Annotated in this window: 15 protein-coding genes; 10 read left to right on the forward strand and 5 right to left on the reverse strand. The window is 59.3% G+C overall.

Annotation, left to right across the window (positions count from 1 at the left end):
• Window positions 1-18: 18 nt before the first annotated feature.
• The 6 genes from AEQ63_RS04175 to AEQ63_RS04200 all read left to right on the forward strand — a co-directional run bounded on the left by AEQ63_RS04175 (window position 19) and on the right by AEQ63_RS04200 (window position 5,179).
• The gene (locus AEQ63_RS04175) at window positions 19-1,392 is read left to right on the forward strand and encodes an MFS transporter (RefSeq protein WP_064361888.1); all 1,374 of its coding nucleotides are present in this window, start codon (window positions 19-21) and stop codon (window positions 1,390-1,392) included.
• The gene (locus AEQ63_RS04180; RefSeq protein WP_064361889.1) at window positions 1,389-1,829 is read left to right on the forward strand and encodes a type II 3-dehydroquinate dehydratase; all 441 of its coding nucleotides are present in this window, start codon (window positions 1,389-1,391) and stop codon (window positions 1,827-1,829) included. The genes AEQ63_RS04175 and AEQ63_RS04180 overlap by 4 nt, the downstream gene beginning before the upstream one ends.
• A gap of 206 nt (window positions 1,830-2,035) precedes the next feature.
• Window positions 2,036-2,245, forward strand: coding sequence for a hypothetical protein (locus tag AEQ63_RS04185; protein ID WP_042610215.1), 210 nt, complete (start codon window positions 2,036-2,038; stop codon window positions 2,243-2,245).
• A gap of 197 nt (window positions 2,246-2,442) precedes the next feature.
• Window positions 2,443-3,267 (forward strand): oxidoreductase, encoded by an 825-nt coding sequence (locus AEQ63_RS04190; protein WP_064361890.1) that lies wholly within the window; start codon window positions 2,443-2,445, stop codon window positions 3,265-3,267.
• 292 nt (window positions 3,268-3,559) lie between these two features.
• Window positions 3,560-4,501, forward strand: a complete 942-nt coding sequence (locus AEQ63_RS04195) for an AraC family transcriptional regulator (protein WP_064361891.1) — start codon at window positions 3,560-3,562, stop codon at window positions 4,499-4,501.
• A 48-nt stretch (window positions 4,502-4,549) separates the two neighbouring features.
• Window positions 4,550-5,179, forward strand: a complete 630-nt coding sequence (locus tag AEQ63_RS04200) for a DUF3885 domain-containing protein (protein WP_064361892.1) — start codon at window positions 4,550-4,552, stop codon at window positions 5,177-5,179.
• 7 nt (window positions 5,180-5,186) lie between these two features.
• Here the strand turns inward: AEQ63_RS04200 and AEQ63_RS04205 are convergent, their stop codons facing one another.
• Window positions 5,187-5,642: a GNAT family N-acetyltransferase gene (locus AEQ63_RS04205; RefSeq protein WP_042610211.1), complete on the reverse strand. Its 456-nt coding sequence runs from the start codon at window positions 5,640-5,642 to the stop codon at window positions 5,187-5,189.
• A 132-nt stretch (window positions 5,643-5,774) separates the two neighbouring features.
• Here AEQ63_RS04205 and AEQ63_RS04210 point away from each other — a divergent pair, with 132 nt between their 5' ends.
• The gene (locus tag AEQ63_RS04210) at window positions 5,775-6,188 is read left to right on the forward strand and encodes a PaaI family thioesterase (protein WP_064361893.1); all 414 of its coding nucleotides are present in this window, start codon (window positions 5,775-5,777) and stop codon (window positions 6,186-6,188) included.
• An 11-nt stretch (window positions 6,189-6,199) separates the two neighbouring features.
• On the opposite strand, the gene AEQ63_RS04215 is transcribed toward AEQ63_RS04210, so the two are convergent.
• A complete protein-coding gene (locus AEQ63_RS04215; RefSeq protein ID WP_042610209.1) occupies window positions 6,200-6,658 on the reverse strand; it encodes a winged helix-turn-helix transcriptional regulator in 459 nt (152 codons plus the stop codon).
• 93 nt (window positions 6,659-6,751) lie between these two features.
• On the opposite strand from AEQ63_RS04215, the gene AEQ63_RS04220 reads away from it, so the two are divergent.
• A complete protein-coding gene (locus tag AEQ63_RS04220; protein ID WP_042610208.1) occupies window positions 6,752-7,702 on the forward strand; it encodes an aromatic alcohol reductase in 951 nt (316 codons plus the stop codon).
• A gap of 72 nt (window positions 7,703-7,774) precedes the next feature.
• Window positions 7,775-8,290 carry a hypothetical protein gene (locus tag AEQ63_RS04225; RefSeq protein WP_042610207.1) on the forward strand — a complete coding sequence of 172 codons (516 nt, stop codon included), beginning with the start codon at window positions 7,775-7,777 and terminating at the stop codon, window positions 8,288-8,290.
• 112 nt (window positions 8,291-8,402) lie between these two features.
• On the opposite strand, the gene AEQ63_RS04230 is transcribed toward AEQ63_RS04225, so the two are convergent.
• Window positions 8,403-8,792 carry a DUF2694 domain-containing protein gene (locus tag AEQ63_RS04230; RefSeq protein WP_042610206.1) on the reverse strand — a complete coding sequence of 130 codons (390 nt, stop codon included), beginning with the start codon at window positions 8,790-8,792 and terminating at the stop codon, window positions 8,403-8,405.
• Between the two features lie 103 nt (window positions 8,793-8,895).
• Window positions 8,896-9,789 (reverse strand): LysR family transcriptional regulator, encoded by an 894-nt coding sequence (locus tag AEQ63_RS04235; protein WP_064361894.1) that lies wholly within the window; start codon window positions 9,787-9,789, stop codon window positions 8,896-8,898.
• Window positions 9,790-9,884: 95 nt separating this feature from the next.
• Between AEQ63_RS04235 and AEQ63_RS04240 the strand changes: the two genes are divergently transcribed.
• Window positions 9,885-11,051, forward strand: a complete 1,167-nt coding sequence (locus tag AEQ63_RS04240) for an MFS transporter (protein WP_064361895.1) — start codon at window positions 9,885-9,887, stop codon at window positions 11,049-11,051.
• Between the two features lie 13 nt (window positions 11,052-11,064).
• Here AEQ63_RS04240 and AEQ63_RS04245 read toward each other — a convergent pair whose 3' ends face one another.
• The gene (locus AEQ63_RS04245) at window positions 11,065-12,240 is read right to left on the reverse strand and encodes a XylR family transcriptional regulator (RefSeq protein WP_042610203.1); all 1,176 of its coding nucleotides are present in this window, start codon (window positions 12,238-12,240) and stop codon (window positions 11,065-11,067) included.
• Window positions 12,241-12,455: the final 215 nt, after the last annotated feature.

The following is a 12,455-nucleotide window of genomic DNA, read 5'->3' on the forward strand; positions in this document are numbered from 1 at the left end:
ATAATGACGAGCCCCTCAATGAGCACAATCAGTCACGAGACACACGATTTGCGCATGCCTCGCAAAGCGGTGACCGCTGCGACCATCGGCACTGCGCTGGAATGGTTTGACTTCACCCTGTACGGCGCGGTGTCGGCAACCATCCTGCCCAAGCTGTTTTTCCCGGCCATGGAGCCGACCGCCGGGCTGCTGGCATCGCTTGCCACATTCGGGGTCGGACTCGCCGCCCGACCACTGGGCGCGATTACCTGTGGCTACCTCGGCGACAAACTCGGCCGACGCAACCTGATGCTCGCCACGGTCACCCTGATGGGCCTGGCGTCGGTGTTGATGGGGCTGTTGCCCACCTATGCGCAAGTGGGGATTCTCGCGCCGATTCTGTGGGTGCTGCTGCGCATCATCCAGGGCTTCGCGCTCGGCGGTGAATCCACCGGGGCGCAATTGATGGCGCTGGAACATGCCACGCCCGATCGTCGCGGGCGCTATTCCGGGCTGCTCGGTCTGTGTTCACCGCTGAGTCAGATATTGGCCAACGGCGTGCTGATGGGTCTGGCTGCTACCCCCTCAAGCGAACAGTTTGAAAGTTTCGGCTGGAGGATTCCTTTCCTGCTCAGCTTCGTGCTGGTGATCGTCGCGATCTATATCCGCCTGAAGGTCGATGAAACCCCGGCCTTCGTCGCGTTGAAGCAGAACCCGGTCAAACAGGAAAGAAGCCCGCTCAAATCGGCCATGGGCAGCCACTACAAGACCATCCTGCGTCTGATGCTGTTCTTCTGCTCGCCCGCGGCGCTGTTCTACCTGATCGTGATTTTTTCCCTCAGCTACCTGACCAAGCATCTGGACTTCAGCCAGTCGACAGGCTTCATGTCGCTGATGGTCGCCAACGTGTTCGCGATTGTCGGGGCGTTGGCCGGCGGCTATCTGTCTGATCGCTGGGGGCGCAAGAAAGCGCTGGCGTTCGGCTCGTGCATGACCCTGCTGATCCTGTTCATCTACTTCCCGATTCTCAACACGCTGAACGTTGCCGCCATCATGGCAATCATGGGTCTGTTCCTCGGCTTCACCCAGTTTCAAAGCGGCATCCAGCCAGTGGCGTTTGCCGAAGCCTTTCCCACCCAGGTGCGCTATTCCGGCTCGGCCCTCGCTTACACCGGCGCCAACCTAGTGATCGGCGGCCCGATGCCGATGATTGCCGTGTGGCTGATGAGCCAGTCCGACAATTCGCCATGGCCCCTGGTGACGCTGTGCGCGGTGATCAATCTGATTTCGCTGGCGATGATCCTCATCGGCCCGGAAACCCGCGGCATCGACCTGAACGCCGTGACGCCAGACAACGCCGACACCACGGCCACACCCACCCTTTCTCCAAATAACGCTGCAGTACGACCATGAACCGCACAGTCTTTATCCTCAACGGCCCGAATCTGAATCTATTGGGCCGCCGTGAGCCGCATATTTACGGGCACACCACCCTCGAGCAGATTCGTCTGGGCAGTGAGCGACTGGCCGAGGAACTTGATCTGCTCTGCGTGTTTCGCCAGACCAACCATGAAGGCGTGATGGTCGACTGGATTCAGGAAGCTTTCGAACAAGGCGCAGCAGTGATCATCAACCCGGCCGGCCTGTCGTTTCATTCCATCCCGGTACTCGACGCGCTGAAGTTGCTCAGCACACCGCTGATCGAACTGCATCTGTCGAACATCCACGCACGGGATGAATTGCATCGCCACTCGATCATGTCCGGGGTGGTCAATGCCGTGATCTGCGGCATGGGCGCCGACGGTTATGCGCTGGCGATACGGGCGGTCGATGACTTGTTGCGTCGATAGAAAGCGCGCTGGGCTCGTTCAGTGAACGCTGACGAGCCCCCCTTCAGCGCAACAGAATCAGGCAAATCGCCAACAGGATCTGCCTAACGCCAACACCACCCTGCCCCCTAATCTGAACCCATGCAGAACACACCTCTGCAACGGGTTAACCAGATACTGATCTGAACGACCCGGACCTCAATCTCGATTTGACCGGAGTCACCGCCATGAAAACTGTAAGCCAACTGATCGCCGTCGCCACTTTCGCCCTCAGCGCCAGCGCATTCGCCGTACCGAGCAATCAGGAAGATCGTTTCTTTACCCAGGTCAGCGAGCCACAGCAGACTGTTGCCGCCGACGGTTCAGACCGCACCCCACTGGGTGAGGCACTCGCCGCTGACGGATCGGACCGCACCCCGGGTCGTCGCGCAGCCTAAGCGCGTGATGCCCAGAACAGAAAAGTCCTGCGGGTTTGAAACCTGCAGGACTTTTCCGCTTTTTGGGACCAGCGCTGAACCACTTGATCACAACCAAACTGATAGGAACAGGCAATACTCAGATCCGATTCGGCATCGTCCGCCAGCGATATCCGCCCTAGCATGGCCTCTCTCATCGCCTGCAGGAGTAAAGATCCATGAAGACCCTTTTCATCACTGGTGTCAGCAGCGGCTTCGGCCAAGCGCTGGCCGCGGAAGCACTCGCCCAGGGCCATCGCGTGATCGGCACAGTACGCAGTGAATCCGCGCTGGCAGACTTCGAGGCGCTGTCGCCCGAGCGCGCACATGGCGTGCTGCTGGACGTCACCGATTTCGCTGCCATCGATGCGGTGGTTGCGGCGGTGGAGGATCGTCACGGCCCGGTGGATGTGCTGGTCAATAACGCAGGTTACGGTCATGAGGGGATTTTCGAAGAGTCCTCACTGGAGGAAATGCGCCGGCAGTTCGACGTCAACGTGTTTGGCGCAGTGGCGGTGACCAAGGCATTCGTCCCATATTTTCGCCAGCGCCGTGCGGGACATATCCTCAATATCACCTCCATGGGCGGCCATATCACCATGCCGGGGATCGCCTATTATTGCGGCAGCAAATTTGCCCTGGAGGGCATTTCCGACACCTTGAGCAAGGAGCTTGCGCCCTTCGGTATTTATGTCACCGCCGTAGCGCCGGGGTCATTTCGCACCGACTGGGCAGGCCGTTCGATGCAGCGCACGCCGCGCAGTATCAGTGATTACGACGCAAGCTTCGATCCGGTGCGCAAGGCCCGGGAGGAGAAAAACGGCCGCCAACTGGGCGATCCGCAGAAAGCTGCACGCGCCATGCTGACGGTAATCGACAGTCCAAACCCGCCGGCTCACCTGCTGTTGGGCAGTGATGCTCTGGCGTTGGTGCGTGACAAGTTGCAGCAGACGGCGGAGAGTATTGAGCAATGGGAAGACCTTAGCCGCTCGACGGATGGCTGAAGGCACGAAGATCAAGAGCCCCTCACCCCAGCCCTCTCCCGGAGGGAGACGGAGCCGATCTCGGGTGGATTCAAATCCTGAGCCTGCCTGGACGATTTCCGCAGGGCTTATTGCGCCAGATCAGCGCGGTCAGCATTCGGCGCGATTTTTCAGGTCAGCATATCCCGACCAAACACCACGGTCAGTCCCCTCTCCCTCTGGGAGAGGGCTAGGGTGAGGGCTCTGTCTGACACCCCGCCAATTAGCCAGACAGGTTCAAACGCGCCTTTTCACAAGGGGAGACCCACAACCCATGCCGAAACCGAAAGACCCGCCCACAACGCGCATGGTCCAGTTGATGAGCCAGCTCGCACCACTGGAAGGCTACAACCTCAGCCCGCTGGACGATGTGCGTTTCCTGCGTTCCAACCGACCGCTGACACGTACGCCGGTGTTGTACGAGCCGGGCATCGTGATCCTTTGTCAGGGGCGTAAACGCGGTTATCTCGGCGATGAAGTCTACGTCTACGACGCTCAGCACTATCTGGTGGTGTCGGTGCCGGTACCCTTCACCATGGAAACCGACGCCAGCGAAGAGGAGCCGATGCTCGCGGTGTACGTGCGTCTGGATTTCGCCCTGGCTGCCGAGCTGATTCAGCAAGTGGATGAGCTGTGGGATTTCCCCACAGCCCAGCCGACGGGCATGTACGCCTCGCCGCTCGACAACCCGCTACGCCAATCGACCCTGCGCTTTCTTCAAGTGATGAGCAACGATGCCGACGCGCGAATCCTCGGCCCGGCGATGCTGCGTGAGCTCTACTACCGCATCCTCACCGGCGAACAGGGCGGCACCCTGCGCGCCGCCATCGCCCAGCAAGGCCAGTTCGGCAAAGTGACCCGTGCCATCCACAAGATTCACAGTTGCTATCACCAGCATCTGGACGTAGAAGCCTTGGCGGAAGAAGCGCAGATGAGCGTGCCGAATTTTTATCTGCACTTTCGCAAGGTTACCGATTCCTCGCCGATGCAGTATCTCAAGTCGACGCGGCTGCACCAGGCGCGATTGCTGATGCTGCGTAACGAGCTGACTGCGGCAAAAACTGCATTTCTGGTCGGCTACGAAAGCGCCTCGCAATTCAGCCGCGACTTCAAACGCCTCTTCGGCCGCACACCGTTGGCGGAAGTGGCGTGGATGAAACAGGCCTATGCGCTGCCGGCACCGACGACTGCTTCGCCGTTTGTGTCGTCGCACTGACTTCACCCGCGTCTTGAACACACAGAAATCCACATTGAAGGGAAGAAAGTGAATCTGAGAGCTGAGATCGAAAACGCATTTGGCCCCCAGGCATTCGCCCGTCCGCTTTTCTATTCCTGGCCCGGAGGATTGCGTTTCGAACTCTCCGAAACGGGCGGAATGATCGAGCAATTTTTGACCGCTATGTGCAAATCCATAACCATCTGCGGCGACATTTTCCAGGGGGACGCATCGTTTGTCGCATGCCTGCGCATTCATTCCGGTCGCAATCGATTCGCCCATCGCAGCACTCTTCGCGCCCTTAAATCTTCTGGCATCGATACTCCATCAGCGCTTTGCATCTGGAGCGAAGAAATAGATAACGAGGAATGGTTCAGTGAGGAAGAGCCGGAATATTGGGTCAACGTCGCCTTCGAAGCGTCTGTCGCGAGCATTCAAGCATTACTCTGGTGCGCATTGGCCAAGGACTTCGGTGCTATCCAACCGCGTGCGAACTGTGCTGTCTACCTGTTCAATCTGCCCAAGCGAGTCATGGTCTTTCCCTATGACGACAGAGGCATGGACGTGGTTGGAGCCAACGCCGAACTACTTTTGCAGCTTTATCAACGACATCATGCCTGGTTGCTCGACCATGACCGGGCAGCGATGGAAGCCACATTCGGCAGGCTTAAACGTTAGGTGAACGCTATCGTTTCAACTTCTTCGCCATGATGATCGTGCGCTCCGTCTGATGAAACTCATCTCTGATTTTCTTGAAGCCGAGGGAAGCATAGAAGCCTTCTGCGGTGACTGAAGAAGGAACGCGCAGCAGATTGAAACCTGTGTCCATGGCGAGTGATTGAATGCTCTTCATCAGCTGTCTTCCGACACCCATTCCTTGAAAGCCCGGGTCGACAAAAACGCTTCGAACAACGTCTCGATCGAGACTTGCCGTTGCGACGATTTGACTGTCGAGCGTAGCGACCAGCACCTGACGCTCAGTCAAAAAACGAAGGATCTTCGAGGGCGAAAAACTTTCAATCACTCGATCAATGATTTCGGGAGGATAGTCGCGGGCATTGCTCTCACGGAGCGTCTTGATGATCGTTTCACTGATAGCCGATGCATCCGCATCGCTCGCGATGTGAATTTGAATATCCACCCAGTAGCTCCTTGCTTGTCAGTTCCGTGTACAGCACTTATCGCAGCAAATTCCCCATCCGCATAGTGCTTGCCCCCTTCTGTGTTTCCTCGCCCAATCACACAGGTCAGCCACCTGCATCAGGATGGGATCATGAACACCACGGCCATTCCCGAAGGCTTCACTCCATTCACCCGCAGCAGTCCGTTGCTGGATCTGCTCGGCCCGATCTACGCCAGGGGTCAGGGGCTGCAATTGGAACTGGGTTTACTGACCGACTCCCGCCACGCCAATGGACGCGGTACTTTGCATGGTGGTGTATTGGCGACTTTGGCCGATGTGGGGATGGGTTACGCCATGGCCTTTGCCAGCGATCCGCCGCAGCCGTTGATCACGGCGAGCATGACCCTGGATTATCTCGGTGCGGTGCAAATCAACGAATGGCTCGAAGTGCGTCTTGAACACTCCAAAAAGGGACGTCAACTGGCGTTTGCTGGCGTCAGTCTGCACATCGGAGAGCGAACGGTCGCGCGCGCCAGTGCCGTATTCGCGGTGCCGCTGAGCTGAAGCGCGAAACCTCAGTCTGAGGCTTCAGGATCGTCCCGCGCCGGCACAGGGATTTGCCACGAGGGTTTCTTGCCGATCTGGCTATCGAAGGTGCGTCGCGCTTCGCGGAAACCCTCGACGTTTTCCACCACCCAAGTCCAGATCGGCGACATCCGCACCAGCAATCCCATGCCCAATGGCGTCAGTTCGTACTCGACGTGCGGCGGCACCTGGTCGAGCTCGCGCCGGGTCAGCAGGCCGTCGCGTTCAAGCGCACGCAGGGTTTTGGTCAACATGCGCTGAGTCACGCCGGTCATCTGCCGTTTGATCTCGGCGTGACGCATGGTGCCGTAGACACCCAAGGCATGCAGGATGCCCAAAGACCAGCGACTACCGGCGTGTGCAAGCACTTCGCGGCGCACGCCATCATCGTCTCGTCTGAGCGTCTGGCAGATCGCTTCTGCCTCACTGAGCGCTTGCTGATCAGTCATTTCTTCACTTGGTATCACGCGTGTGCCTTCTTCTGAGTGCTGCCCGATCGTGCCAGCATTTGCCGATCTTACATGCAGATCTCAGGAGACATCATGACCGAATCGAACCACCCTTCCGCGCAATCCATTCTCGTCCTGGGCGCAGGCGAGCTCGGCCTGCCGGTTTTGCGCAACCTTGCGCGAGCAGCAAAGCGCTTGCCCGGCAGCACGATCAGCGTCCTGCTCAGGGCCTCGACGATCAACAGTCAGGTGCCGGAAAAGAAAGCCGAAATCGATGAACTGCGCAGTCTCGGCGTGCAGATGGTGGCGGCAGATCTGGTCAACGATTCAATCGACGAACTGGCCGAAGTCTTCGCACCGTTCGATACCGTCATTGGCTGCGCCGGCATGGTCGCTGGTCGCGAGACGCCGATGAAGCTGGCGACTGCTGCGCTCAAGTCGGGCATCAAACGCTACTTTCCCTGGCAGTTTGGCGTGGACTTCGAAGTGATCGGCCGGGGCAGTCCGCAGGATCTGTTCGATGCTCAGCTCGACGTGCGCGAACTGCTGCGCGCGCAGGACAAAACCGAATGGGTGATCATCTCGACCGGCATGTTTACCAGCTTCCTGTTTGAGCCAGTATTTGAAGTCGTTGATTTCGACAACGACACCGTTAACGCCCTGGGCAGCCTGGACACCGGCGTGACGCTGACGACCCCGGACGACATCGGCAAGCTGACCGCAAAAATCGTTTTCTTCGAACCGCGTTTTCGCAACGAGATCGTGTATCTGTCGGGCGACACGCTGACCTATGAACAGGTCGCGGGCCTTCTCGAACGCGTGCTCGGACGGCCCTTCAAGCGTAACGTCTGGACAGTGCCACACCTGATGCAGGAACTGGAAAAAGACCCCACTCACCACATCAAAAAATACCGCGCGGTGTTTGCCCAAGGTCGAGGTGTGGCGTGGCCGAAAGCGGGCACGTTCAATGAGCAGCGGGCGATTCAGGCCACGACGGCTGAGCAGTGGGCGAGGGAAAATCTTGGGCTGTCTGAAACCTCGTAAAGCTTAGTAGCATGTGGCCACTTTTCGGTATCATCTGCTTTTGAAAAGTCCGATGGTATCCAGGAGCAGTACATGTACGGGAATGGCAGATTTGGCTTGACGCTTTTGGCTGGAGCATTGGCACTGAGCGGTTGTACTTCACTGTTTCAGGGTAAACAGTATCAATTTCCCCGGCCGGATGAACCCTCGGCGACGGTCAGGCTTAAATATGAAAGCGGCACTAACCTCGATGCGATGACCTTCAACGAATCGGGATGTTACGCGGGCTTCACGCCTTTGCCCTATACCGAGGGTTTTATCCAATCGCCGGTAGCTGTGGACAAAGAGCTGGTTTTGACTTACCGGCAAACAGTTGGTGGAAAGTTTTGCCAGATACCCTTCTCTTTCACCCCTCAGGCTGGGGCCAGCTATACGTTGAAGTCGGGCTACTGGACTGAACCCAAGGCTGGCCTTCTCCCGATCTTCACCTTCAATCAACAATACTGCGGCCTGGGCGTAGTCAAAAAAATCGGATCTCAGGAAAGCATCGAACCCATCAAGCAACTGCGTATCAAAACCGCTTTTGCATGCCTCAGATTCGTCGAGTGAAAACAACAACCTGCCTCGCTCGGCGCCCAGTAAAGAACATCGTGGTCCATCATTCTGCGGTGGCCCTTTGTAGCTGGGAGCCGACACTCGACAATACTTCGCTGGCGACCGTTTACTGGCTGGAAACACCTTGGCGCTTGGCATATTCCTGCGAGAGGCTCTGGGCGGTTTGTTGAGCATATTCAATACAGGGTTCAATTCTGCTTCGCACTCGAATTTCCTCGATAGCGGCGATTTGCGCGCTCTCGGTCAGGCACTTTTCAACCAGGGCGCTCGCGAGCGGCAAAGACACTGCTGGCAACGACGGAATAAATTCCCGGACAAAATCGGCAGCACTGGCAAGCCGGTTGGCATCGGTTGCAAAGGCCCACTCGCGCAGACTCACGTCATGCAGGTTGCCGCCTTGATCCCAGCCGTCGGCAAAACGGTCTGTTTTTCCGCAAGCGCCCAGCACGCCGCAAACCACTAAGACAAGCAATCCATTCAGCGTTTTCACAAACATCGGTACTCACTGTATTCAGACTGAAAAATGAAGAGCTGCAAATGATAGCAATATGATTGCATTTGCGTGCACAGAATCAGATCCGATGAAAAGATGTCACCTCTTACATCCGATGCTGCTCCAGCAAAAAATCCACAAACAACCGCACCCGCACCGGCATCGCCGCGCCGCCGACGAACACCGCATGAATCGGTTCCTCATCACCGGGGTTCCAGGTTTGCAGCAGCGCAATCAAATCCCCGCGCTGCAAGTCTTCCCTGACGGTGAACTCGCCAATCCGCGCAATGCCTGCACCGAGTCTGGCGAACTGGGCCAGTGCTTCGCCGCTGCTGCATTCGATGTTGCCGCTGACTTTCAGCGAGAACTCCTTGCCGTCGCGGATAAACGGCCAGTTGGCTTCGGCGCGGCGGAAGTTGAAGCGCAGGCAGTTGTGCTTGAGCAGGTCTTCCGGTTCGAGAGGTGTGCCGTGGCGTTTCAGGTAGTCGGACGATGCGACCACGACCTGGCCGGTGTGGCCGAGCCGGCGTGCGGTCAACGGGCTGTCGGGCAGATGGCCGAAGCGTATGGCGACATCCGCCTGGCCAGCGAGGATGTCGACTACTTCGTCGCCGAGGCTGAGGTCGACGACGATGTTCGGGTAACGGGTGGTGAAGGCTGCGACCAGCGGCACAATGGCCAGCCGTCCATGGCCAAGGGCGGCACTGACGCGCAAGCGGCCCTTGGGTACGCCTTGATCGGTGATGGCCCCTTCCACTTCGTCCATGTCGGCGAGAATCCGCCGGGCACCGCGCAGGAAGGCCTCGCCCTCGGCGGTAAACGTCAGCGCGCGGGTGGTGCGCAGCAACAGACGAGTGCCGAGTCGCTGTTCGGCGCGGGCGATGATTCGACTGACCGCCGAAGGCGTCAGCCCCAATGCACGCGCCGCTGCTGAGAGGCTGCCCTCCTGCGCCACGGTGACGAACACGCTCATTTCCCCTGATCTGCCGTTGAAGTCCATTCGTGCCTCTTACGCAAAGGTGATTGCCAAAATCGCCATCTACCGCCGGAAAACGATGGATCGTAGCATTGGCGGCATAGATGAGGAGACTTTCCATGCGTATCAATCCACCCCTTGTTGCACTCGCCGTCGGCGCCTTTGGCATCGGCGTCACCGAGTTCGCGCCGATGGGCATGTTGCCCGGCATCGCTGCCGATCTCGGCGTGTCCATTCCCGCTGCGGGGTTGTTGGTCAGTGCCTACGCTTTGGGCGTGCTGCTCGGCGCACCGCTGACGACCCTGACCACCGGCAAAATCCCTCGGCGCTATCTGCTGATCGGGCTGATGGCGATTTTCACCCTGGGCAATCTGATGTCGGCGCTGGCCACCGATTACTCCAGCCTGATGGTCGCCCGGGTGATCACCTCGCTCAATCGCGGTGCGTTCTTCGGGGTTGGCTCGGTGGTTGCCGCCGGCGTGGTCGCGCCAGAGAAACGTGCCGGCGCCGTGGCGGCAATGTTCATGGGCCTGACGTTGGCGACTATCGGCGGTGTGCCGCTGGCGGCCTGGTTTGGTGAGCTGCTTGGCTGGCGCACAGCGTTCTGGGGCATTACCGGTCTCGGCGTGCTGACCATGATCGCCTTGTGGTTCGCCCTGCCCAATCTGAAAGCAGAGCCAGGCGCGGGTGCGCTGGCGGAAATTCGTGTATTGGGCCGAGGTCCGGTGTTGGCTGCGCTGGCCCTGACGGTGGTCGGTTCAAGTGCGATGTTCACGGTATTTACCTACATCGCGCCGATCCTCAGCAGCGAGACCCACGCCTCCGCCGCGTTCATCACGGCGATGCTGGTGCTGTTCGGGATCGGCTTGACGCTGGGCAATATGTGGGGCGGCAAGGCTGCCGACCGTTCGATCGATCGCACCCTGATTGTGTCGCTGAGCGCATTGATTGTGGTGTTGCTGGCGTTCACTGTGCTGATGCGCTGGCCACTGCCGGCCGCCGTGGCCATTCTGATCTGGGGCATCGCCAGCTTCGCCCTGGTGCCACCGCTGCAAATGCGCGTGATGGACGCGGCCAAGGACGCGCCCAATCTGGCTTCGGCGGTGAACATCGGTGCATTCAACTTCGGCAACGCTATCGGCGCAGCACTGGGCGGCGCGGTGATCAACGCAGGCCTGGGTTACCCGGCGATTTCCCTGGCCGGCGCGGCGATGGCCGGTCTGGGCCTGCTGATGGTACTGGCGTTTGCCTGGCGCTCCAGAGCCAGTGCCGCTGCGCTGGCGTGAGCCATTTGCAGCACTACGCCCCGCCCTGCTGATACTCGCGGGGCGTGCAGCCGAACTCGCGACGGAACACCGTGTGCAGGTATTGCGCCGATTTGAAGCCGCAGGCCTGGGCAATGTCGGCAATCGCCGCATCGGTATTCTTCAAGCCGCTGGTGGCCGCTGCGAGTTTGAAACGCAGTATCTCGTCATGCACGCTGCAACCGCGCTCGGCGCGGAAATGCGCTTCCAGCGATGAGCGCGACACGCCGACATACGCCGCCACTTGCGCGGTCTTGATGCCCTGACAGGCGTATTGACGGATGAACAACAGCGCTTGCATGACGTAGGGATTGCCCAGCGGTTGATGCAGGCTCGATACCTGTACGTTGACCGCGTCCGGCGGAATCAGGATTTGCGTGCCGGTGGACGGCATGCCGTGGAGCATCTGGTGCAGCAACTGCGCGGCGGTGCGGCCCATGGTTTCGGTGCCCTGAATCACCGAACTCAGCGGCACGCGAGTCAGGCTGCGGGTCAGCGGGTCGTTGTCGATGCCGATCAGCGCGACCTGCTCGGGCACGGCAATGCCGGCGGTCAGGCAGGCTTGCAGCAATTGCCGGGCGCGGGCGTCGCTGACGGCGATGATGCCGATCGGTTTGGGCAGGCTGTGCAGCCAGGCGATCAGTTGTTCGACGGCGCTGTCCCACAGCGGTGCGCTGGTGCCCATGCCGCGATAGATCTCGGCGTGCAGGCCGTCGCGCTGCATCAGTTTGCGGAAGGCTTTTTCCCGCTCCTGCGCCCAGCGATTGGCCTGCGCCTGCGGCAGACTGAAACAGGCAAAGCGCTGCAACCCCGCCTCGACCAGATGCGAGTAAGCCAGAGTGATCAAAGCGTTGTTGTCAGTGGCGACGTAGGGAATCGCTTTCGGATAGGCGCGCGCATCCTCGTAGGAGCCGCCCACCGCCACCACCGGCAAGTGAATGTCGGCCAGCGCCTCGCCGATCAGCGGATCGTCAAAGTCGGCAATGATGCCGTCACCCTGCCAGCGTTCGATGCCCTTCAAGCGGCAGAGAAAATCCTCTTCCAGAAACAAGTCCCAGGAAGCGCGGGTGCTGCTCAGGTAGTTGCCGATGCCGCTGATGATCCCACGGTCATAGATCTTGCTGCCGTTGAACAACAGGGCGATGCGGTGCACGGGCGGTAGGCTTTTCATTCAGGATCCGGAGTTTGCGTCAGGCCATTCGCGAGCAGGTTCGCTCCCACGGTTTTATGAACGACACACATTCAGTGTGGGAGCGAGCCTGCTCGCGAAAGCGGTCTCAAATTTTTTTGTACTGTTCCGGGCCGCCTTGTCGCGGCGACGATGGACACAGCCTAGGCGCGAAGCCGCCGAAGCTCAATACGCAAAATCGCACTCGCTGTTGAGGC

Origin of the sequence: Pseudomonas sp. RIT-PI-o, from assembly GCF_001297215.1 — a bacterium.
Taxonomy (GTDB): Bacteria; Pseudomonadota; Gammaproteobacteria; order Pseudomonadales; family Pseudomonadaceae; genus Aquipseudomonas; species Aquipseudomonas moraviensis_A.

Coding starts and splice junctions, on each gene's coding strand:
- AEQ63_RS04185 (WP_042610215.1), top strand. CDS start 2,036: ATGAAAACTGTAAGCCAACTGATCGCCGTCGCCACTTTCGCCCTCAGC.
- AEQ63_RS04230 (WP_042610206.1), bottom strand. CDS start 8,792: ATGTTTGTGAAAACGCTGAATGGATTGCTTGTCTTAGTGGTTTGCGGC.
- AEQ63_RS04215 (WP_042610209.1), bottom strand. CDS start 6,658: ATGACTGATCAGCAAGCGCTCAGTGAGGCAGAAGCGATCTGCCAGACG.
- AEQ63_RS04220 (WP_042610208.1), top strand. CDS start 6,752: ATGACCGAATCGAACCACCCTTCCGCGCAATCCATTCTCGTCCTGGGC.
- AEQ63_RS04190 (WP_064361890.1), top strand. CDS start 2,443: ATGAAGACCCTTTTCATCACTGGTGTCAGCAGCGGCTTCGGCCAAGCG.
- AEQ63_RS04240 (WP_064361895.1), top strand. CDS start 9,885: ATGCGTATCAATCCACCCCTTGTTGCACTCGCCGTCGGCGCCTTTGGC.
- AEQ63_RS04245 (WP_042610203.1), bottom strand. CDS start 12,240: ATGAAAAGCCTACCGCCCGTGCACCGCATCGCCCTGTTGTTCAACGGC.
- AEQ63_RS04210 (WP_064361893.1), top strand. CDS start 5,775: ATGAACACCACGGCCATTCCCGAAGGCTTCACTCCATTCACCCGCAGC.
- AEQ63_RS04235 (WP_064361894.1), bottom strand. CDS start 9,789: ATGGACTTCAACGGCAGATCAGGGGAAATGAGCGTGTTCGTCACCGTG.
- AEQ63_RS04225 (WP_042610207.1), top strand. CDS start 7,775: ATGTACGGGAATGGCAGATTTGGCTTGACGCTTTTGGCTGGAGCATTG.
- AEQ63_RS04195 (WP_064361891.1), top strand. CDS start 3,560: ATGCCGAAACCGAAAGACCCGCCCACAACGCGCATGGTCCAGTTGATG.
- AEQ63_RS04175 (WP_064361888.1), top strand. CDS start 19: ATGAGCACAATCAGTCACGAGACACACGATTTGCGCATGCCTCGCAAA.
- AEQ63_RS04180 (WP_064361889.1), top strand. CDS start 1,389: ATGAACCGCACAGTCTTTATCCTCAACGGCCCGAATCTGAATCTATTG.